We start from the raw sequence: 22,342 nt of genomic DNA, 5'->3' as shown, positions 1-22,342 counted from the left end.
ATATCGGGCTCGTGCTCACTCCAATCGGGTCTAAGTGGCACGGCATACCTTATTATTATCGATTAGGTGCCTAATCAGCAAACATTCACCTTCATTTGCTTTTTACAAAACCGCTGCGCATAAACCCGGTAGTAGCGTGCATCCCGATTTTTTCTATCGGGATAAAGCGAATAACGGGACTGCTCTTGCCGAAGAAATATCGAACCCTAAATTTCCAATTAAATAGATGAATGCTTTTAATATGCTGTTTTAACACTTAACCCGCATCTATCGTGCTCCGCTGTTGATCGAAATGATTGTTCATGATACGCTGATAAACCTGTTCTGCAACCACATACAATAAATCTGCTTTTTCAAACAGGTGTAACAAATCTTGCTCACCAATAACATAACTGTTTTCATACCTTACGGCCAGATAGGCCTCATCCAGCAAATGCAACAGGTTAACTTCTTCCTCATTGTGATCAAATAATGCTGAAAGTGGTTTTACATAGGGTTTAATATACGTTTGATGAACTTTGATGCGGTGTGTTTTTTTATCTTTGCCCATGACCAGAGTTTCAATGGCCCGGTACATCAGATCGAAAACCTGGTGCAGCATAAAAGTGCAGTATTCGAAGTTCTGCTGTTTAAAATAGAAGGTAGCACCCGTTAAAAATTTATTGGCCCTGTCAATTCCGTGCCGGTAACTGGCACTCACCTGATCTGCAATAAGCTTAGGCTTGCCGCCATCCAGAAAAAGACCAGACCTACTAAATAAACAATTTTGTGCAGCGGTGGCATAGTAAAAAAACAAACTTCCCTCCAACAGGGCCTGCTCTACCTCATGTACGTGGAAAACCCGATAACCCAATCCTATTTGCCCGTTAAATACAATATTTAACACCGGCGTTAATTCATTCAAAATGCGTATATGTTTAAATGAAACTATAATCAGCATTTCCTGCGCGGTCTTATCGGCCAAAAAGTGGTTATGAAGATAAATATACTGAACGGGTACCGCAGCCATAATGTCTTTTAACAAACGCAAGGTTTTTCCATCCTTTAACGCTGCATGTTCTGGGTTAAAAAATTTACTCCCCATAATAGTACCTCTCTTCAATTTCAGCCAATGGAGGATTGGTAATGATTAAAAAAAAAGCTTCCATAATCATTAACATAGATTCATACTGTTCAAATAAAAATTCCTTATCCAGTAATTTTATGCTGCTTTTGGTACTAAATGCCGCATAAAACCATTCCAGGAGCCCTAAACGCAGTTGCTTGATTTTTCCGGGAATAAAAAAAGATGTCACAAACAGATAAGGGTTTTCGATATGCACGGCAGCCAGTGTATTTACCTCGCACAGACTTTTATGGGTATCGCTGTTTTTAGATTGATCTAAAGCAGCAATCAGGCTTTTTGGCGGGGTACCCTGATACGTTAATTTTTTGGCCATAATCAAAAAACCGGCATTTAGCAGTTTGGTAAACTGGTTATAAAGGAAAAAATAATCGGCCACATCGCTCAAACATTTCTCTTCAGCCAGGGCAGCTTTATACCAGTTTTTTAAATAAGTTTTATGCCCGCCAAGATTATCGAGGCTAAAGAAGAATTCTATTACTTTAAATGGATCGTGAAATAATTCCTGTTCAAAAGCCAGTGGCGATGTACTTTCGAATATGGCCATATGATAATAGCGATCGATACTTTTAAAACTATTTCTGGTAATGATCCTTTCGTGTATGAGCCAGCAAGCCTCCAGCATTTTTTTGGTGTTTTCGTAAAACGCCGCAACATACTGATCCCAATCCAGATCAAGGTTGTTTTCTAGTGCTGCCAACAGCCATTCTTTGTAAACCAGCTTATAGGTATCTGATTGAAAAAACAGGAAAATATCAAGAAAGGTAAGTTTTGGATTTTTAACTTCTCCGCTGCTCAATAATTTCGGACAATACTCAAGCAGTACCATTTCGCGTTCTACACCACATTCATCAGCCGAAATTGCTTCTATAAATGCTTTATCAGCTTCAATATGGTTAAAAACCAAATCTGAGTAATCGAAAAGCGGCACCAGTTTTTCGTAAAAAACCAACAGCTGTGCGGGGTGCTTTTGGGGCGAAAAATCGAATTCGTTACGGGGCGGGTTTAACCAGTTTTTTAGAAAATTTAAATGATAATCTACACCATTTGTAGAAAAAAAACTTTCAATCGCATCAATAAATGCCATGGTTTCTTTTTTAAAATTCGGGTTCTCGTTCATAGCGTATATTTTTAAATGATTATATTAGCTAACGAATTTAGCAAAAAATATAGTTAAACTATAATTAATTCAAAAAACTTACCAACATCTATTATGAATGAAAATCAGCGCTTAAAAAGGTTAATGGAATTACTATATTTTAAGACTCAGAAGGATTTTGCTGCTGCATTGAATATTCAACAGGGTTCTTTATCAGATATTTTAAGAGGAAGGGTTCATGTATCCAATGCTATTAAAGATAGGTTAGAAATGAAATTCGACGTCAATTTAACCTGGCTGGAAGATGGAATTGGCGAACCTTTTTTCAAAAAGAGACCAGCTGTAGGCGAAAGCAGGGAGGGTGTTCCCTATTTCGATATGAGCCTATCGGATGCTAAAGAGCACATGGTAGAAGAGCATCGGGCAGAATACCTGGTCAATTACCTGCCTTTTAACGATTGTACAGCCTATTTACCGGTGTATGGCGATAGTATGCATCCTCAATATGCGGCAGGCGAAATTATAGCGATAAAAGAAATTACCAATTACGAAATTTTACAATGGGGAGAGGCATATGTGGTGATGACAGATGAAGACAGTAACAGTTTACGGACCATCAAACTCATTTTTCAGCACACTGATGATACCAAACTCATCCTCCGTTCTTCAAACCCAAATTTTAACGGCGACACGGTAATCAGTAAAAAGAATATCCTGTCTCTTTATATCATTAAGGGAAAAATTACGAGGAATGTTATTTAGAGAAACGGTTGACAGTTCTCAATTAATAGTTTACAGTTAACTGAAAAACAATCGTGGGGAAGAGGAAAAGGCGGGAGATATCGTCATTCCCAACTTGATCCGATGGCTATCGGATGGGAACCACGCAGTGCTCATCAATGCCACCTGATAAATGCAAAGTGTTATGAATAATCGTAATGCCTTTGCAGTTTTTTATGTTGCTTTAAGATTCCCTCATGCGCGAGATCCGATTGTTATCGGATGACGACCGCACTAATGGATTCAGTCAATGGTAACTTGTTTCAGGACCTAACAAGAGTGATTATTTTCTGATTCAATTGCTTGAAAACTGAAAATTGCCAACTGCTAACTGAAAACGCTTTATAAAAAGGAAGTCAAGTTTTAAAAACTTGACTTCCTTAGGATTTAACTAATACCCAGGATTCTGGTACATTTTAACCGGGTCCAGTTTCACCTCATCAAAAGGAATCGGGTAATACCTGTCTTTTGTGGTTACATTGGCCAGTTTTGCAATACCGAAAGCAGATTGTGGTTTTGCTTTTAAATACGTAACCAATTCTGCAGCAGTAAAATTCCTGATCAGATCGAACCACCTTTGGTGCTCAAAAGCAAATTCTACCCTACGTTCGTGCAAAATAGCCAGTTTTAAGGTTGGGAATTTAGCCGCATAGGTAGCATCTGTTTTGGCTACTGCGTATAATGGCATACCCGCTCTCGCCCTAACCATATCCAGGTATTGGATAGCCTGGGCATCATTACCCTGCAGCATATTTACTTCGGCCAGCATTAAAATTACATCGGCATAACGCATTAAAATCCAATCGTTACCACCATAACCGTTTTTAGTAGCAAATTCACTCGCATCACGGAACTTGGTAATAAACCAGTCTTTCACAGTGGCATCATTTGCATATTTCACAGAGAAACTCTTTCTTAAATCGTTTCCTTCATACTCGTTAATCAGATCGAGCGTAACATTACCACCAACACCGGTAGAAACTTTTAAGGAGTTAATGGTTTCGCCTTTTGCCTGGTTGTTTGCAGCAATGCTCGAGCTGTAATTAATATCGCCCTGTTTGTAAGAGATCTGGAAAATAAGTTCTTTACAGGTAGTTTTCTTGGCCACATCAAAAACATCAGTATAGGGAATTTCAGAAAGGCTGCCGAAAGCTTTCATATTATAAGCCGCCGTTAGGTAGGTATTGGCATTGGCAAGGTTTTCTGCCTTATTGTTTGGCAGGGTGGCCGCCATGGTTAAATAAACCTTACCCAGGTAAGCATTAATGGCCGCTTTAGATGTTCTGCCGATATTTGCTGTTGCCTGAAAATTAGGTAACGTACTGCTTAACCCGTCTTTTAAATCGGCTACAATCTGATTGTAAACATCTGCTTCAGGAGTACGGAAAACAAAGGGCAGAACCTCTTCATTAGTTGATAATTGTTTTGTTACCAATGGTACCGCACCCCATTTCCGTACCAGTTCGAAATACATAATTGCCCTGATAAATTTAGCTTCTGCAGCGTAATTTGCCTTATTGGCCTGGGTGGTAAAATTCGCTTTATCAATATTGGATAAAATTACATTGCTTCGGGTAATTGCGTTGAAAAGTGCCAACCAGTGTGCTTTTAAGTAGGAGTTACTGGGCAACAGGGAAAAATCGTTAAACTGGAAAGGTTCACCAGAATTACTCTGATTATCATTCCTTCCGGTATCATCAGAGCGTTCATCGGTAAATAAACCACTGTTCTCGCCCATAGTGTTACTGCTTCTCAATGATTGATAAGCACCATTTACGGCCAGTAAAACATCATTTTCCGTTTTAAAATAATTTTCGGGCGCTACTGCGTTTGGATTCTTTTGATCCAGAAAATCCTTTTTACAAGCACTAAGGCCAACCACAACAGCCAGTGCTAAAATAATATAAATATTTTTTTTCATGTTTTGAATTTTAAAAAGTTAATCTAATACCAAGATTATAGGTTCTTGCCAATGGGTAGTTTCCATAATCAACACCCGGGGTAAGGTTAGCGCCTCCATTATAATCAACCTCTGGGTTATAACCTTTATAATCAGTGATCGTAAAAGCATTATCAACACTGGCATAAACACGGACGTTGCTCACTTTGATGGCATTTGCGAGCGTTTTAGGAAAACTATAGCCTAAAGTAATGTTGGTACACCTGAAGTAAGATCCATCCTGAATGTAGAAAGAAGATAAACGTGTACTGTTACTTTGTGTACCTGCACGCGATGCACGATAGTTTAAATCACTGCCCGGATTGGCTTCATTCCGGTAACGGTTGGCCACCTCTGCATATTGGTTCCCAGAACCTTCAAAGTTATACAGGTAGTAATCTTGTCCATCTAATACCTGGTTTCCATACGATCCATTGAATGATGCCCTTAAATCGAAGGTTTTATAAGTGGTATTTATTGCAAAACCATAGGTAAATTTAGGATATGGCGTACCAATAACCGTTTTGTCTGCATCGTTTACAATACCATTTCCATCCGTATCCTGAAAATATAAATCACCAATTTTTGCCGGGTTGGTTGAAGCTGCTGACGGGGCAACCTTACCGAGGTTATCTGCAGTAATTCTACCCAAAGCCTTAAATCCGTAGAACATCCCTACCGGTTGACCTTCTTGTGTGATGTGTGTTAAATAGGAACGTTCTGCACCATTGGTTAAAATCGTACTCGCACCTCCCATGTTTAGTACCTTGTTACGGTTAACGGCAATGTTTCCACTAAGGCCCAATGTAAAATCCTGGTTTTGGATAATTCTTCCGTCCAGCTGTAAATCGAAGCCTTTATTTCGGATTTTGCTATCCTTCAGATTGGTCAGTATAGATGAAGTACCTGAAATTCCGGAAACTGGCTGATTGAACAAAAGGTTGTAAGAATAACTTAGGTAATAATTGGCAATGATATTTAAACGGTTTTTGAACAGGCTGATATCGGTACCAAAATTGTATTGAGAAGTAGATTCCCATCCCAGTTTCGGATCTTGAATGGCATTTGGCCAAATGGCAGTAGATATCGCGCTACCAAATACAACACCATTTGTTGCACTCATTTCCTGCGAAGTTCTATAGTTTGGAATATTATTGTTTCCGCTTAAACCCCAGCTTGCCCTCAACTTCACTGTAGATTGCTCACCAAGAAAATCCCGGTAAAAACTTTCATCCGAAAGGTTCCAGCCTGCAGCAACAGAAGGGAAGTTACCATATTTATTTAACGGACCAAACCGGGATGAACCATCGCGGCGGAACGAACCGGTTAAAAAGTATTTGCCGGCATAGTTATAGCTGAAACGGCCAAAATAAGAAAGTAAGGTATTGGTGGCTTTAGCTGTTTTATTTGACCCATCGGTTATTAAAGTTAAAAAGCCTGCATCAGCACCTTTATCGGTAATTTCGCCAATATTATCATTCTGGAAACCGCTGGCAGCAATCCTGATCAGATCACTTGTTGTTTTTTGTGCAGAATATCCGCCAAGCACATCAATTTTATGCTTACCGAAGGTTTTATTGTAGTTTAGCGTAAACTCACCAAGCTGATCTACCTGGCTAAGGGTTTGCGCTACGGCATTCGCTGCGGTTATCGAGGCGGTGGAATAAGGCGGATTATTACCATTGCTTAAACTGGTTGGCAGATAAAAATCATATTTCTCGTTATAGGTCTGTGTACCTAAATTGGCTTTAAAATCTAATCCTTCCAGTATTTTATAAGTAGCGTTGGCATTATAAGTACTTCTTGCCCCTTTTCTGGTAATTTTTACCTGTTCAACTGTAGCTAAAGGATTTTCAGGGTTTTGGATACCATATTGAGAAGCTAAAGCACCCATACCAAACTGGATCGGATTTCCATTGGCATCCCTTGCCGGCAGATAAGGCAGGTAAATCAAAGCCGACATCATTGGGCTTAAATCGTAGCGGCCTTCCCTCACCTCGCGGTTATCGTTCTGCGTATAGGAAATATTTGCGCCAACACGTAAACGCTCGCTCACTTTGCCATCTATATTGCCCCTGAAGTTGGTTACCTTTTGGTTGGTATTGGTTACAATACCATTATTATTCTGGTAGCCGCCACTTAAAAAGTATTTTATATCCTTAGTGCCACCCGAAAAGGAAAGGTTATGGCGTTGAAAAGCGGCATTGCGGTAAAGTTCATCCTGCCAGTCGGTATTGTAGGTTGCCGGAATAGCCTGTTGTGTGCTGAAATTATAAAGATCGGCCGGAATGCTTACACTACTTCCATTACCTACATTGGCAATTCGGGTAGCATTATTATCACTGAACATGGCATCATTCCAGGTTTTCCCCGAGTTTACCCATAAATCTTTATAAGCGTTGTTTCTTCCATCAATTAAAAGCTGGATAAACTGGTTGGCATCCAATAGTTTTACTTTTTTAGCTAACTGAGAAATACCACCCTGAACATCATATTCAAATTTTCCTTTTCCATCTGCACCCCTTTTGGTCGTAATTAATACAACCCCACCCGATGCCCTCGAACCGTAAATGGCAGCAGAAGCCGCATCTTTTAAAATATCGATGGTTTCGATATCCTCCGGATTGATGGATACATTATTCCCTGCCGGATAACCATCAATTACGTATAAGGGATCAGAACTGGCATTGATAGAACCGATACCCCGTACCCTGATTTTAGTACCAGAATATGGCGCACCACTGGTTTGTGATACCTGTACACCGGCAACCTTACCCACCAATGCCTGACCAACCGTAGGAGAAGTTAGATTCATTTCGCTGGCCTTAACACTGCTAATCGCACCTGTTACGTCAGATTTTCTGATCTTCTGGTAACCAATGGCCACAACCTCATTTAAGGTATTGCTACTTTCTTTTAAAATAACATTAATATTCTGGCGTCCATTAACAGCAACTTCCTGGTTATCATAACCGATATAAGAGAATACTAAAATTGCCCCATCCTCAACCGAAATAGCGTATTTGCCATTAGCATCGGTAACTGTCGTTTTTTTTGTTTTCTTTTCGAAGACACTAACACCTGGTAAAGGTTGGTTGTTTTGGTCGGTAACTATTCCACTTACCGAAGCAAATGTTTTACGGTATAACCCTGAGGCAGGCATACCGTGGTTTATTGCTATTGCTTCTGAATTACAGATGGCCAGTAAGCCTAAAGGCAAAAGCAATTTCCGGCAGGTATTTTTTATACCTGCGGTTAAAAAAAATGATGTCATCTTTTTGTTCTTAGTAATGGTTTTGAAATATAATTGGGTTTTGTGTTTTTAAGTAGAAGCGTAGATTTTCACATGTACATAGGCTTATCCTTTATCGTTAACAGGTTAATTCGCGGAGCGTTCTACAGCGGCAAAAGTATAAGTGTATTTTTAACACGATGTATCCCCTGCGTTAACTCTTCACACCAATCACAACATGTACTTTAAATTAGCATTAAGCCATATTAAACAACACCTAAATCGGTTTATTGAGGAATTAAAGCATAACACCCTCTTAATGTTTCTTTAATGGGAGGTCTTTAAGTTTGTTTCCAAAACTTTTTCGATGAAATCCCTCTATCCTTTCCTTATGCTCTGCCTGTTTTACACAGGTTTAGCTGCACAGGATGCACCGCAGCAATCTTATCAATTAATTAAGACCAGAAACGAAGTACAATACAAAAATTATTACCTGCTTACGCTTTTTCAGCAATTGCCCGAACTGCGCAAAATGCTCAGTACAGATACGGCGTTCAGCAACATCTATAAATCAAAAACCAAACAGGTAAATGAAGCGGTGAAAACCTGCAAAACAGATATTAGTTGTTATGCCAACGCTTTAAAATTCAACAGTGAAGAAATAGCCCGTATTGGAAACCGTTTGGCACTGCTTTATACAGAAAATAATCCATTGGGAGATTTGGTAAAAAATCATCTGATCCCCTCAGGTTGTTATGCCATGTTTGCCAAAGAACAACACAAAGCCTTTTTAGTTAAAGCATGGAAACAAGATGCCAATGCCATAAATTATGCGATTGGCGTTTATGTAGAGGGTAACAAACCCAATTACCCGAAAATAGACTCGATCAGCTTCAGTTTAACAGATAAAGCATTTGCAGAGCTTACCTCTGCCAGTGCATTGTTATCGCTGCAGGGCAATACGAAGCTCTTTTTCGAACCTGCCCTATTATTCGCACAGGAAGCTTTAGAATTGAACGAACGCAATGATGCCGCCGATTATGAACCGATGGCTAAAGGCGTAAACTTTGCCGCCATTAACCAGATCAAAAAAACAAACTGGAAAAAATATCCTTATAGCGTAATCCTGGTTCCAGGTGCTGGTCCGGAGGAAAAAGAAGTAGCCTTAAGTGCTGGCGGCATGATCCGTTGCAGGTTAGCCGCTTTACAATATAAAAAAGGCGTAGCACCATTTATTGTAGTATCTGGCGGGCGGGTACATCCCTATAAAACCAAGTTCAGCGAAGCTTATGAAATGAAAAAGTTTTTAATGGAAGTTCTCCAGATACCCGAAAGCGCCATTATTATGGAACCGCACGCCCGCCATACCACCACTAATCTTCGTAACTGCGCCAGACTGATGTTCAGGTACGGTATGCCAATAGATAAAGCAGGGATGGTTTGCACCGTAAAATCGCAAAGTTACTACATTACCGATATCCTGCTCGAACGCTGTAAAAAGGAACTCGGCTACTATCCTTATAAAAACGGAAAACGTTTAAGTGATACCGAATCTGAATTCTACTTAAATACAACATCCTTACAAATTGATTTTGATGAACCGCTAGATCCTTAAGTTGATGAAAACATTAAACCCAATTTTAGTACTGATCTTGATGTTTTTTGTGGCCAGATACAGCAAAACGGAGGGAAAAATCACGAAAACAGTTACAATCGACTCATTAGGTGCATGTCAGGGGATTTCTCGCCAAAATGGCTGTTATTTTCTTTACGGCGACAGAGAAGTGGGCGTAATGCGCGAATATCAGCTCCGGAAAGATTCCCTGATTTACCTAAATAAAGAATACCAATTCACCGTTAAAGGCGAAAATATCATCAAACACCCTACCGGGATAGCCTACCATAAGGGTTTACTCACATTTGTGGGTAATTCGGTACGTCAAAATGCAGCAGGCACCGCTTGGAAAGCGGTGATTAACTGCATCAACTGGCAAGGTTTTTTAAAGACGAAAACATTGGACGGAAATTTGATAAAATCCATTGAAGATGATGCATGTATCCAGGGTACGCGACCAGAATATGTAAATTATAAAGGGAAGTGGTTTGTAGCAACGGCCGATTATGGCAATAAAGCTAATGAAGTACGATTATACAACCCAATAGCCTTATCAAAAGCTGATAAAACAAGTGAAAAGGGAATTCTCTTTAAAAAATTCACCTGCTCACCATGGGTCCAAAATCTACACTGGATTGCAGATAAAGGTATTTTGGTTTTAATCCAGAACCAAATTGAGGGCCGTAAATGGAGACTGACCTTTCTTAATTTGGAAAAATCAATTGATAGCGGTCACGAAACTGTTATCAAAGTGATAGATACCAACAAGCTGGATGAACTGGAAGGTTTTACCTTTACAGATCAGGCCGGCAAAGGAATTGCCGTAAGCTCTGCTCGTAAAAACAATGTCAGTTTTATGGATTTCGCGATTGGCGGTTAGCGTTTGGTGCTAAGCTCAGCAATAAATAACATGTCGTCTACCGGTTGGTGTCTCACCGACCGACATTGTATATTCAAAATTGGGAAATGGAGGGCTAGTGGTTCTTGGCGGTTTGCAGTCCCGCTTTCCATTTCAAGTCCGCACTCGTACCTCGCTTACGGGCTTTGCATTGCAATCGGGTTTAGGAACAAGGGCTTGTGCAACCTGCAACCTCACAAATGAAAAACTACCTTAACCTATCAGCCCTGGCTGAAGCGTTACCCTGCAGCAACGAGGCACGAGGCAGCGAAGCGTAAAAGCAAAAGACGGGAACTCCCTCCCCTGTTTAACACAGGCCTTGCGCTCCAAAACATAAGCTTGCGGTCGCCTAAATTTGTCAGTCTGAACGAAGTCGAACAACCTGATTTGTTTAACCATGTGAGGAATATATGATCGTGTAATTTGATGTAGTAAAAGATCCTTCGACTACGCTCAGGATGACACTAAGCGGCTTATCCTATCGGTTGGTGTCGCACCGACCGAAATGAATGAGTTTATGAACAAAGATTGATGCACCCTGCAATCTCTACCATGAAATACTACTATGGCCACTTAGCCCCGGCTGAAGCGTTACCCTGCAGCAACGAGGTACGAGGCAGCGAAGCGTAAAAGCGGAAGACGGGAAGAAACTTAGTGTTATATACAGGCCTTGCGCTCCAAAACATAAGCGTGCGGTTACCTAAATTTGTCAGTCTGAGCGAAGTCGAAGACCCTGGATGTGTTTAACCATGTGAGGAATATATGACCATGTAATTTGATGTAGCAAAAGATCCTTCGACTGCGCTCAGGATGACACCAATGCGGCTTATCCGATCATGTGTTATTATCCACTAAAACATACAACTAAACGGCGACCCTTCTTTACTTTCCTTTTACACATCTTCGCCGTATCTTTATGTAATCAAAAAGAGGAAAGATATATGAATACTGAAAAAGCCATTCTTGCAGGCGGCTGCTTTTGGGGAGTAGAAGAACTGATCCGTCATTACCCTGGCGTGATCTCAACAGTTGTGGGATACACTGGTGGCGATGTTCCCAATGCCACCTACCGGAACCATGGCACACATGCCGAAGCCATTGAAATTACCTTTGATCCAACTGTTTTAACCTATCGCAAATTATTGGAATACTTTTTCCAGATTCACGATCCGAGCACACGCAACAGGCAGGGAAATGATGTGGGCACTTCGTACCGATCAGCCATATTTTATAATAGTGACGAACAAAGAAAAACCGCTGAAGAATTAATTACTGAATTGGATGCTTCAGGCAAATGGCCGGGCAAAATTGTAACCGAGGTAGTACCGGAAACCGATTTTTGGAATGCAGAGGAAGAACACCAGGATTATTTACAGAAAAACCCTTACGGTTATACCTGCCATTTCGAAAGACCGGACTGGAAGCTTTAAATTAGTTTGGAGCTGGGAGTTTGGAGTGTAGCGTTAATTTCAAAACATATATAAAAAGGCAATTTTCTATGAGAAAATTGCCTTTTTGTTGAATCTGAGATCATCACCGACAATTAATCATCATCTTTTTTCTTTTTCTCTAAAATCACAAAAGCACTGCGTTTCGGAGCAGGCATTACCGATTGTTCACCTTTAACTGATTTCCATATCACTTCATTTAAATCTAAATCGGGCGCCGAATCTTCTTTGGCAAAATTAAAAAGCTCAGAACGTTTACTGCTTTCGTTAACCGCAACGTTTCTGGTATCTAAATCGATAAGGGGCTGTAAAACATTGTATGGCGTAAAATCTGGCTTAGCTGTAAAGCACTCATACAAAGGCATGGCAGCAGCATCGTACTGGCTCATTGGCGGTAAACCTAAAATCAGCTCCATGGTGCGCAAAAAGCCGGATGTAGAATACATGGTATGCAACACTGCATTTCTTTTCACATATGGGCCGATTACATAAGCCGGCGAACGGTGCGCATCTACATGGTCTGGTCCGTTCTGTGCATCATCTTCCAGGATAAATACAACCGATTCCTTCCAAACCTTACTGTGCGAAAGGTGTTCAATGATTCGGCCTACTGCCAGATCGTTATCTGCAACGGCAGCCTGTGGCGAGTATTTACCTTTCTTCTGTCCACTGGTATGATCGTTTGAAATGCGTAAAGTATTAAACTGCGGTACCGCACCGGCTACCAGTAATGAATCAAATCGTGCTGCCAGGCATCTACACGCACCTGATCTTTAATATCCATATCGAAACCCGGAGAAGCCGGACACATGTGCCCCTGTAAAGATTTGATATTGGCTTTAGCGTAAGAACCAAATTCACCATAACTGCGGTAACTTATTCCTGCCCGCTGGCAATAATCCCAGATAAAGCCTCCCTTTGGATAGGTTACCGGCCTGCCGCCTTCAAAATTAGTGCTGCCACCACGCGCGCCATAACTGGTTGGCCAGGTTTTTTCCACTACATCTGTGGCATAAGCGGCCATGCTCCAGTTGTGTCCATCCGCACTTACTTCAGCATCTACATAAAAATTATCAAGTAACACAAAATCCCCCGCCAAAGCATGTTGGTTAGGTGTCACTTTGCGCCCGAAAAGGGTTAATGTAGAATCGCCGTTGCCTTTTTTTATGTCGCCCAATACCTGATCGTACGTCCGGTTCTCTTTAATAATATAGAAAACATGTTTGATTGGCGATTTTTCGCCCTGTTTTCTGGGAATCGGATTTCCGGCTTCACCATCTGCAATAACCGTGCGTTTATCGGTAAACGGGGTATTGATATAAACTTGTTTGGTATAAACTTTTAATTGCTCGGGGTTTGGTGCATCGATCAAGGATAACGTACCTTTAAACAAACCGGCAATGTATTGCAGCCTGCTATTAGCGGTACTTCCCATATGGTAATCGCTGTTATCTACTTTCGAAATGGGCTGTGGCCCTTTCGGGTTCGCCATTGAAGTATTTCCCTTACCATTGGTGACCAAAATTTTATTCCCTGAAACCTTTACACTTGTTGGGTACCAGCCTACCGGAATAAAACCCTGACTCTGGCTTAGTCCTGGTTGACTTACATCAAACACAGCTAAACAATTGTTATCTGCATTGGCAATGTATAAAGTTTTTTCATTGCTACTCAAAGCCAAACCGTTGGTGGTAGAACCGGTTAACTGTGTGGCATAAAGCGTGGTAGAAATGGTTTCAATTACTTTATTATTAAGGGTATTTACCACCGAAACTGTATTATCGTTAGCATTGGCTACATACAGCATATTACCCTTTTTATTGATCAATAATTCATTAGGATGATCGCCAACAGGAATCTGCTGAACAATGCTTTCTGATTGCAGATCAACAACTGCCACTGCTTTTCCACCCCAAATCGAAATATACAATTTTCGCTCATCAGCACCTAATGCGCAACTATACGCAATAGCAGGAAGCTGTACCCGTTTTAAAATCTTTTTCGCTGCCGGATCGATGATATACAAAGCGCTATCTTCTTTGGTAACGGTAAATAATTTACTGTTACTCTTATTTACCACAATGCCTGCAGGACATATTTTACCCTTTGGCCAAACCGGCCCCAAAGTAATGGTATCACTCTTGCCGAGTTTATTGTTTACGATATTAAAATCCAAGATCCAGTTGTCGTTACCTCCTGAGGCATAAAGGTGTTTTTCGTCTTTACTAAAAGCAATTCCGTACCACGATTTGCTCAGCACCTTTTCATCGATAATTATTTCTGTTTTAGGATCTACCAATTGCAGCGATTGTGTGCTCTGTCCGTTATTGGTTATCGCAAGGTATTTACCCGAAGGACTTAACTGCATGTTTAAAGGCAGATCGCCCAGTTGCAGGGAATAACCCGCCGGACTCAGTTTCCACCCATTGGGCAATAAAATTTGCTGGGTGCTTTCATTTTTTCCAGGCCATTGTGCAAATCCTTTCTGGATAAACAGGAAACAGAATAATATAAATAGGTATGACTTTTTCATTTTATTAATTTGAACAATGCAGATTAGCGATGAAGATTAAAATTAACGAGGGCCCTGATGGTATAGCCATTCCCTGAGGCGACAGAACCAATTTCCCTAATAGCCTCTGACGGGATGACATTACTACGGGTTGCATAAAAAACAGGTCCTCCAGAAATAGAGAAAGACAGTTTAGACTGGTTGGGTTCCAGGTTGATTGATGGCCCGATCATTAACTTTGTGCCGCCTTCTGCCTCGTCTTTTTCCCAAAAGCCTTCTAAATCCTGCCCTAAAGCTTCGAATCCAAGATACAATACGCTGGAAACACGGTGCTGAAAGCCAAAACTGGTGATAAAATCAAGTTTATCCCTTGTTTTATCGAATGCTTTTTCGAAGCGAAGGTTACCCGCTATTCTCCAGTTTGCCTGGTCAAACGAAGCAGTCATGCGGCTGATCGCAGCACCTATACCCGACCAATCTCTATTCACCCCTAAACCTGCACCAAGCCTAAAACCAGCAATATCTTTACCACCTACCAGATCTCTTACTTCAGCCTGTTGAGCAGAAGTGATGCCTCCCGAATTAGCAAAACCAATTGCCGCTGTTGCATACAAGGTAAACCTGCTGCCTAAATATCCTTTAAGACCAAACTGCTGCCCTAAGCCATCATATCCGAATTGTCCGCTGGTTCTTTCTCCGTAACTACCCGAATAATGGATATTCCAACGTGGGTTCTCTGCAGTTAAGGTATTTAAAGAAAACAGAAAAGGCTGAGCTGCATCCGTTCCCACTTTAACCCCGGTTTTGGTTTCACTTATCTTTTGAGCTGCACAGTTTAATATGACGCCGGCAAAGATGAGCATCAAAAATGTCTTTTTCATTTAATGGATATTTTTAGAATTTCGTTTCGTTTAACAATGGCGAGCCACTGGCATTTACCTGGTAAGTTTGGATCTTATCATTTTCATCAACCTCAACTATCCGGTAACCTTTATAGGCCGTACCCCAGTTTCCACCTATATGTGCATCAAAAAAATGTGGGAGTTTACCGGTATAAAAAACAGCATCTAAACTATGGTCGTGGCCGTGAAAAACAGCTTTTACATTTGGATAACTATGTAGCAGCTTAATCGTATCTGTACATTCTACAAAAGGGCTTTCCGGCACCCAAAAATGTGGCGGAATATGCAATACCACAAAAACAGTTTTCAGGTTTTTAAATTTATCTAGTGCCTGTTTTAAAAAATCATTATCAGGGCATAAATAAGTCCCTTTTGTATCAGAAGTATTAGCCAATACAAACCCTACTTCATTTTTTTCGAAAGAAAAGTTATCCTCATAACCGAAAACCGATTGCCAGATTTTGGCATCAGCATGATCATGGTTACCCGGTATGGCATAAAAAGGAACTTTGAGTTTATCGTAATAATTATTTTTCACTTCTGGCAGCAAATCAGGACGATCATGTACCAGGTCTCCATTGATGATGACAAAGTTTAAGGGGTTTTTATCATGTGCTTCGTTTAACCACTTTACGATATTTTCGTGGTTTAGTTTATATGCGGTGCCAGGTTGCCCATAATGACCATCGGATGCGATGGCGAAACGCAATTTGGATGTTTTACCAGATTTAGCAGAAACCGGGTGCTGTTCATCTGCAAATGAGGATAACACCGGCGAAATACTGGCCACAACCGCAGCAGCCAGACCATTTTTCAGGAAAAACCGTCTGTTAGACATAAGGATAAAATATGTTTGTATTAAAGCCCAATATTAGGCTGAACAAGCTTCTTAAACATAAATTTCATGTTATCATTAGGTTAACAGAATCCTATCTGTGTATCAAATTTATAACAGAAAAAGATCTGAAACAGCTGTTCTAGGCATAATGTTTAGCCCGATAAAACAATTTACCACTTGCAGGGATTATGTTATTATGAAACTGCTTAAATCGTTAATCGCTGGCTTTGCAGGTGCTGCAGCCTTGAATATATTGCATGAAAGTGCCAGACAGCTAGATCCAGATGCACCGAGGATCGACCTTTTGGGCGAACAGGCCCTGTCGAAATCGATGAACAAATTAAACCTTGACGCACCTCGTGGCAACAATCTTTATCTGGCCACCCTTGCCGGTGATCTCATCAGCAACGGGTTATATTATAGCGCCATTGGCTTGGGAGACAGAAAAAATATTTATCTGAAAGGTGCAATTGCAGGCATTACCGCTGGCCTGGGCGCAATAAGCATCCCCGATCAATTGGGATTAGATGATACCCCGGTTACTAAAACGGATCAAACAAAGATATTAACGGTGGCCTGGTACGTTTTAGGCGGACTGGTAACGGCAGCCGTTTTTAACCGCTTAAAAAAGGCTTAATATAATGAGAATTCCCAGAATCATTATGTGGCTTTTCCCTATTGCTTGTGCAATAGGCATACTCTCCTGCAAAACAGGATCTGTAAATCTATTTAAGGCCGCCACTCCACACGAGCAATATCAAAAAAAATTGGTAAGTGTAGGCCTGGATAAAACGGCAATGGGTTCGGCATGGTTAAATGCTGCTGTAATAAGTATGAAGAAAGCATTGAACATTAATATTCCATACAGAGAGAACGGTTATTTTGCCGCGGATAAAGTTCCTGCGAAAGCTTATCAATTCACTGTAACCAAAGGGCAAAAACTGAATATCAAACTGAACAAAACACCTTCGGATGGTGCCTTGATTTATATTGATATTTGGTATAGTAAGGACCAAACCCAAAAACTTATGGCCTCTGCAGATACTTTAAATAATCCGATTGTTTTCGATATTGATGAAACGGGTACTTATCTGATCAGGCTCCAACCTGAACTATTGCAGAGTATAGCTTACGAATTAGAAATTACCACTGGTCCATCACTTGCTTTCCCGATAAAATCAAAAAACACCAACAGTATAAAAAGTTATTGGGGAGATGGAAGGGATAACGATGCAAGAAGGCATGAAGGTATAGATATTTTCGGCAATTTCAGAATGCCTGTTCTGGCGGTTTCGGAAGGAACAGTAACGCGGGTGAATGAAAATAACCTGGGTGGAAAAGTGGTTTGGATGCGGCCAAAGGGTAAAGATTATACTTTATATTATGCCCATTTGGATAAACAGATTGCTATAGAAGGACAGGAAGTAAAAACTGGCGATACCCTGGGGCTAATGGGAAATACCGGCAACGCCCGCACAACGCCTACCCATTTACACTTTGGCATTTACACGGCTAATGGTGCGGTAAACCCACTACCATTTATAGATCCTGTAACCAAAACTCCTGGTGCCGTTACCGCTTCTGGCGTTAAGTTAAATAAAACCTTAAGAACCACATCCGCCGTTAAAATGGTCTCTTCGCCACAAAGTAAAGCAACGGTGTTGGCTACACTTAACGCGGGTACGATTGTACAGGCAAATGCTGCAACAGGAAATTATTATCAGGCAGAACTGCCAGATGGAAGCACGGGTTTTATTCAAAGCAACAGCTTGGTACAGGTAGCTGAGCCCTTGAAAAAACTTAAAGTAAATTTACTTCAGCAAAAAGTTTATGACAGGCCGGATAGTTTGTCAGCGCTTAAAACAACCTTAAAAGAAGGACAGACCGTAAACCTTTTAGGTATTTTCGGTAATTATCAACTCATTGGCAGTGCCGATACAGAAACCGGCTGGATTATAAAATAACAATCAACTGTTTATTCACCGGTCTGTACCCTCACAGAACGAAAAACAATAGCTTCGTAATGAAAAATTATTAAAGAGGCTAAACATAAAGAACTTATGGAACACAGACCGTAGATTAGTCTTCCATGAGTTATCAATGACAGATTTAAAAAATCGTCGTCCTTTCGACTGAAGCGCAGCGAAATGACGATACTTCGAGACCATTCACCTTCTTTATCCATCTGTCCATTTATATTGATTTTTATACGATAAATTATTCCTCAGACTGACAACCTTATCCGACGCCATAAACCAATCATACTCATTCCGGGCTTTCCATGCCTCCGTGGCAAAAAAATAAACTACGAACAAATCGTCCGTAGGGAAAAAATTCGTTAAAACGGCAAAAACAAAAGGCCTGTGAAAACACAGACCTTGAATTAGATTTATAGAATAACGATTGCCTGTTTAACAACCAGATAGGCTGCCAATGCGAACAAAAATATCGCTATAGATTTATTGATAATCAAACTGCTAAGTGCAAATTTTTCCTGAATATACGTTGCAAAATGAGCATATACATAAAGGGCCAGAGATGAGCCTACACCTGAGCCCAAACTAAATATCACTAGTGAAAGGTAATCGGTCTGGATCCATTGATGTAAAATTACGTAATTTCCAAAAAACAACCAGAATGGAATCTGAACAGGGTTTAAAACGCCCAGAATTAATCCGTACAAAACACTTCCACTGCGTTTATCCTCTTTTTTATTGCTCGTTTTAGGTACTTTCTTTCGGTTTCTCCAGGTAATGGTGCCCATTACCAGAAACATTATAATCATAAAGCAATCAACCAGGGTGCTTAACCGCACTTCGCTTACCGCCTCATTCGGATTGATGTCGCTCATGGCCCATCTCGCAAAACGCATCATCCCGAAAGTAAAAAACACTTCTACGCAGGAGAATGACAGGATAAAATACCAAACCTGGCGCATACCCTTGTTAATGGCTAGCTGGGCAACAGTAAGATTGATGTTGCCCGGGGGAATATAACCCATGGCATTGAGAGCGATGCCGATGAAAAACGTTAGAAAAAGCATTGCCGAAATTATGGATTTAAATTTAAATGCGTAGCCAAATATTTTCCGGTATAAGAGTTTTCTACTTTAACCAACGCTTCAGGCACTCCTTCAAATACCACATTACCACCGCCATCGCCTCCTTCGGGACCAATATCGATAACCCAATCGGCACATTTGATCATGTCCATATTATGTTCGATAACCAAAATCGTATTGCCTTGTTCAATCAGTGTATTTAATGCTTTCAAGAGTTTTTTAATATCATGAAAGTGCAAACCGGTGGTTGGCTCATCAAAAATAAAGACCGTTTTATTGGCATTATTGCCCTTAATCAGGAATGAAGCCAACTTGATCCGCTGCGCCTCGCCACCAGATAAGGTATTTGAAGATTGCCCTAAATGCACATAACCCAGGCCCACATCAACCAATGGATTTAATTTATTCAGGATTTTTTGTTCATCCTTAAAGAAATCAACCGCCTCATCAATGGTCATATCCAAAATCTCTGAAACATTTTTCTCTTTATAAGTGATATCTAACACTTGTTGTTTAAAACGTTTGCCATTGCAAGCCTCGCAAGGCAGATAAATATCAGCCATAAACTGCATTTCAATCTTTACCTCACCTTCACCCTGGCATACATCGCAACGGCCACCTTCTACGTTAAACGAGAAAGCAGCAGGTTTAAGTCCGGCGGCTTTTGCTGCTGGCAAGCCCGAAAAAAGTGCACGGATATCATCCCAGGCTTTAACATAGGTAACCGGATTAGAGCGGCTCGAACGACCAATCGGATTCTGATCAACCATTTCTACAGCACTTACCAGGTCATAATTTCCAAAAATACCATCGTAAGCACCTGTTTGTTCACCGGCATAGTTTCCGATGGCTTTTTGTAAAGCCGGATATAAAATCTTTTTAACCAAACTGGTTTTACCCGATCCCGAAACACCACTTACTGCAGTAAAAACACCTAGTGGAAATTTCACATCGATATGCTGCAGGTTGTTTTCCCTGGCACCTTTAATCAGGATGTGGTCTTTCCATTTGCGGCGTTTTTCTGGTATGGCGATTTTCTCTATTCCAGAAAGATAACGACCCGTTAAGCTATTTTTATCTTTTAAAATCTCCTCATAATTACCGCTGAAAACGAGGTTACCACCATGGGTACCTGCCTCCGGACCTATATCAATAATGTGATCGGCAGCACGCATCATTTCTTCTTCGTGCTCTACTACCAAAACGGTATTACCGACATTACGGAGCGAGATTAATACATCAATCAGTTTATTGGTATCACGCGGATGCAAACCGATACTTGGCTCATCCAATACATAAACCGACCCCACCAGGCTACTGCCTAACGATGTTGCCAGGTTAATCCTTTGCGATTCTCCTCCAGATAAAGTATTGGATAATCGGTTTAAGGTAAGGTAACCCAAACCCACATTGTTTAAATACAGGAAACGGTTATCAATTTCTGCCAGCAAACGTTTGGCAATTTTGGTATCGTTTACACTCAATTTTAATTCGTTAAAAAAAATCAATGCTTTCGATAGCGGCATCAGCACCACGTCGATAATTGATTTTTCTGCTATTTTAACATACGATGCATCTTTACGCAAACGCGAGCCCTTACATTCCGGACAAGTCGTTTTTCCGCGGTAACGGGATAACATTACCCGGTACTGGATTTTATAAGTCTGTTCTTCCAGTTCTTTGAAAAAAGCATCCAAACCAGCAAAATATTTATTACCTGTCCAAAGTAGCTGCTGTTCTTTTTGAGTAAGCGCGCTATATGGGCGGTGGATGGGGAAATCGAATTTTGGTGCAGCTTTAACAAAGTTTTGTAACCAAACGTTCATTTTTTCGCCACGCCAAGGGGCAATGGCATTATCATATACACTTTTACTTTTGTCAGGAATCACCAGATCTTCATCAATGCCGATAACGTTTCCATAACCTTCGCAGCGTTTACAGGCGCCGTAAGGATTGTTGAAAGAGAAAAAGTTGGGCGTAGGTTCTTCAAATTTTATTCCGTCCAGTTCAAAACGATCACTAAAATGTTTCGTTGTACCCTGGGCTTCTACATAACAATCGCCTTTACCTTCAAAAAAAGCGGTCTGTGCCGAATCGGCCAGTCTGCTTAATGTTTCTTCTTCCTGGTTGGTTACAATCCGATCGATCAGGATCTGAACGGTTTTATCATCAGTAAGTTCTGTGTCTTTAAAATCAGCATCGTCTAAAACAGCTTCTATCTTTTCTATTTTATCATTGATCAGCACGCGTAAAAAACCTTTCTGTAATAAAATAGCCAGTTCTTCTTTAATGGTACGGTTGTTATGCGGATATAGCGGACAATAAATGGTTACCGTGGTATCTTCGGGCATGGCATTTACATAATCTACCACCGTGCTTACCGAATCCTTTCTCACTTCTTTGCCCGAAACAGGCGAAATGGTTTTCCCTATGCGGGAGAAAAGCAGTTTCAGGTAATCATAAATTTCCGTTGAGGTACCAACTGTAGAGCGGGGGTTGGAAGTAATCACCTTTTGTTCAATGGCAATTGCCGGAGCAATACCTTTAATATAATCAACATCGGGCTTATTCATCCTGCCCATAAACTGACGGGCATATGATGATAAACTTTCTACGTACCGGCGTTGTCCCTCTGCATATAAAGTATCAAATGCCAGTGAAGATTTTCCCGAACCAGACATACCCGTTACCACCACAAGTTTATTTTTTGGAATGGCAACATCGATATTTTTTAGGTTGTGCACCCGGGCACCTTTTATGATAATATTTTTATGCGGATCTTTTTCGGCCTCTTTTTTGCTCATGTATGGTAACGAATATAATGTATAACCCCAGAATGTGGTTAGGGTTTTAAGAAGATACAAAAATAGGGTACTAAGACGGTTAATTTATTTT

Annotated in this window: 16 protein-coding genes; 6 read left to right on the top strand and 10 right to left on the bottom strand. The window is 40.7% G+C overall.

Annotation, left to right across the window (positions count from 1 at the left end):
* Positions 1 to 256: 256 nt before the first annotated feature.
* Together ABEG20_RS00610 and ABEG20_RS00605 are read right to left on the bottom strand one after the other, a co-directional pair.
* On the bottom strand, positions 257 to 1,084 hold the full coding sequence (locus ABEG20_RS00610; protein ID WP_406825484.1) for a HEPN domain-containing protein: 828 nt from the start codon (positions 1,082 to 1,084) through the stop codon (positions 257 to 259).
* Positions 1,074 to 2,243, bottom strand: coding sequence for a hypothetical protein (locus ABEG20_RS00605; RefSeq protein ID WP_406825483.1), 1,170 nt, complete (start codon positions 2,241 to 2,243; stop codon positions 1,074 to 1,076). The genes ABEG20_RS00610 and ABEG20_RS00605 overlap by 11 nt, the downstream gene beginning before the upstream one ends.
* Positions 2,244 to 2,366: 123 nt before the next feature.
* On the opposite strand from ABEG20_RS00605, the gene ABEG20_RS00600 reads away from it, so the two are divergent.
* Complete coding sequence (locus ABEG20_RS00600) at positions 2,367 to 2,984, top strand: helix-turn-helix transcriptional regulator (RefSeq protein ID WP_406825482.1); 618 nt, start codon at positions 2,367 to 2,369, stop codon at positions 2,982 to 2,984.
* A gap of 409 nt (positions 2,985 to 3,393) precedes the next feature.
* Here the strand turns inward: ABEG20_RS00600 and ABEG20_RS00595 are convergent, their stop codons facing one another.
* Both ABEG20_RS00595 and ABEG20_RS00590 read right to left on the bottom strand, forming a co-directional pair.
* Entirely contained in the window at positions 3,394 to 4,923 is a 1,530-nt protein-coding gene (locus tag ABEG20_RS00595) for a RagB/SusD family nutrient uptake outer membrane protein (RefSeq protein ID WP_406825481.1), read from the bottom strand.
* 10 nt (positions 4,924 to 4,933) lie between these two features.
* A complete protein-coding gene (locus tag ABEG20_RS00590) occupies positions 4,934 to 8,215 on the bottom strand; it encodes a SusC/RagA family TonB-linked outer membrane protein (RefSeq protein ID WP_406825480.1) in 3,282 nt (1,093 codons plus the stop codon).
* Between the two features lie 325 nt (positions 8,216 to 8,540).
* Between ABEG20_RS00590 and ABEG20_RS00585 the strand changes: the two genes are divergently transcribed.
* The 3 genes from ABEG20_RS00585 to msrA all read left to right on the top strand — a co-directional run bounded on the left by ABEG20_RS00585 (position 8,541) and on the right by msrA (position 12,116).
* The gene (locus ABEG20_RS00585) at positions 8,541 to 9,788 is read left to right on the top strand and encodes a YdcF family protein (protein ID WP_406825479.1); all 1,248 of its coding nucleotides are present in this window, start codon (positions 8,541 to 8,543) and stop codon (positions 9,786 to 9,788) included.
* Positions 9,789 to 9,792: 4 nt separating this feature from the next.
* Positions 9,793 to 10,668, top strand: a complete 876-nt coding sequence (locus ABEG20_RS00580; RefSeq protein ID WP_406825478.1) for a hypothetical protein — start codon at positions 9,793 to 9,795, stop codon at positions 10,666 to 10,668.
* 959 nt (positions 10,669 to 11,627) lie between these two features.
* Positions 11,628 to 12,116, top strand: coding sequence for a peptide-methionine (S)-S-oxide reductase MsrA (msrA, locus tag ABEG20_RS00575; protein WP_406825477.1), 489 nt, complete (start codon positions 11,628 to 11,630; stop codon positions 12,114 to 12,116).
* A 113-nt stretch (positions 12,117 to 12,229) separates the two neighbouring features.
* Here the strand turns inward: msrA and ABEG20_RS00570 are convergent, their stop codons facing one another.
* The 4 genes from ABEG20_RS00570 to ABEG20_RS00555 all read right to left on the bottom strand — a co-directional run bounded on the left by ABEG20_RS00570 (position 12,230) and on the right by ABEG20_RS00555 (position 16,386).
* Positions 12,230 to 12,733, bottom strand: coding sequence for a hypothetical protein (locus tag ABEG20_RS00570; RefSeq protein WP_406827378.1), 504 nt, complete (start codon positions 12,731 to 12,733; stop codon positions 12,230 to 12,232).
* Between the two features lie 122 nt (positions 12,734 to 12,855).
* On the bottom strand, positions 12,856 to 14,667 hold the full coding sequence (locus ABEG20_RS00565; protein WP_406825476.1) for an SMP-30/gluconolactonase/LRE family protein: 1,812 nt from the start codon (positions 14,665 to 14,667) through the stop codon (positions 12,856 to 12,858).
* Positions 14,668 to 14,690: 23 nt separating this feature from the next.
* Entirely contained in the window at positions 14,691 to 15,527 is an 837-nt protein-coding gene (locus tag ABEG20_RS00560; protein WP_406825475.1) for a hypothetical protein, read from the bottom strand.
* A gap of 13 nt (positions 15,528 to 15,540) precedes the next feature.
* Positions 15,541 to 16,386: a metallophosphoesterase family protein gene (locus ABEG20_RS00555; RefSeq protein WP_406825474.1), complete on the bottom strand. Its 846-nt coding sequence runs from the start codon at positions 16,384 to 16,386 to the stop codon at positions 15,541 to 15,543.
* A 196-nt stretch (positions 16,387 to 16,582) separates the two neighbouring features.
* On the opposite strand from ABEG20_RS00555, the gene ABEG20_RS00550 reads away from it, so the two are divergent.
* Together ABEG20_RS00550 and ABEG20_RS00545 are read left to right on the top strand one after the other, a co-directional pair.
* Positions 16,583 to 17,023, top strand: a complete 441-nt coding sequence (locus tag ABEG20_RS00550) for a hypothetical protein (protein ID WP_406825473.1) — start codon at positions 16,583 to 16,585, stop codon at positions 17,021 to 17,023.
* A gap of 4 nt (positions 17,024 to 17,027) precedes the next feature.
* On the top strand, positions 17,028 to 18,350 hold the full coding sequence (locus ABEG20_RS00545; protein ID WP_406825472.1) for a peptidoglycan DD-metalloendopeptidase family protein: 1,323 nt from the start codon (positions 17,028 to 17,030) through the stop codon (positions 18,348 to 18,350).
* Positions 18,351 to 18,775: 425 nt separating this feature from the next.
* Here ABEG20_RS00545 and ABEG20_RS00540 read toward each other — a convergent pair whose 3' ends face one another.
* Both ABEG20_RS00540 and uvrA read right to left on the bottom strand, forming a co-directional pair.
* Positions 18,776 to 19,429 (bottom strand): LysE family transporter, encoded by a 654-nt coding sequence (locus ABEG20_RS00540; RefSeq protein ID WP_406825471.1) that lies wholly within the window; start codon positions 19,427 to 19,429, stop codon positions 18,776 to 18,778.
* An 8-nt stretch (positions 19,430 to 19,437) separates the two neighbouring features.
* Positions 19,438 to 22,251 (bottom strand): excinuclease ABC subunit UvrA, encoded by a 2,814-nt coding sequence (gene uvrA / locus ABEG20_RS00535; RefSeq protein WP_406825470.1) that lies wholly within the window; start codon positions 22,249 to 22,251, stop codon positions 19,438 to 19,440.
* Between the last annotated feature and the right edge of the window lie 91 nt (positions 22,252 to 22,342).

It is taken from the genome of Pedobacter sp. KACC 23697, from assembly GCF_045348445.1.
GTDB lineage: Bacteria > Bacteroidota > Bacteroidia > Sphingobacteriales > Sphingobacteriaceae > Pedobacter.
Note: the sequence above shows the minus strand (reverse complement) of the source record. Positions and strands in the feature narration are given on the sequence as shown.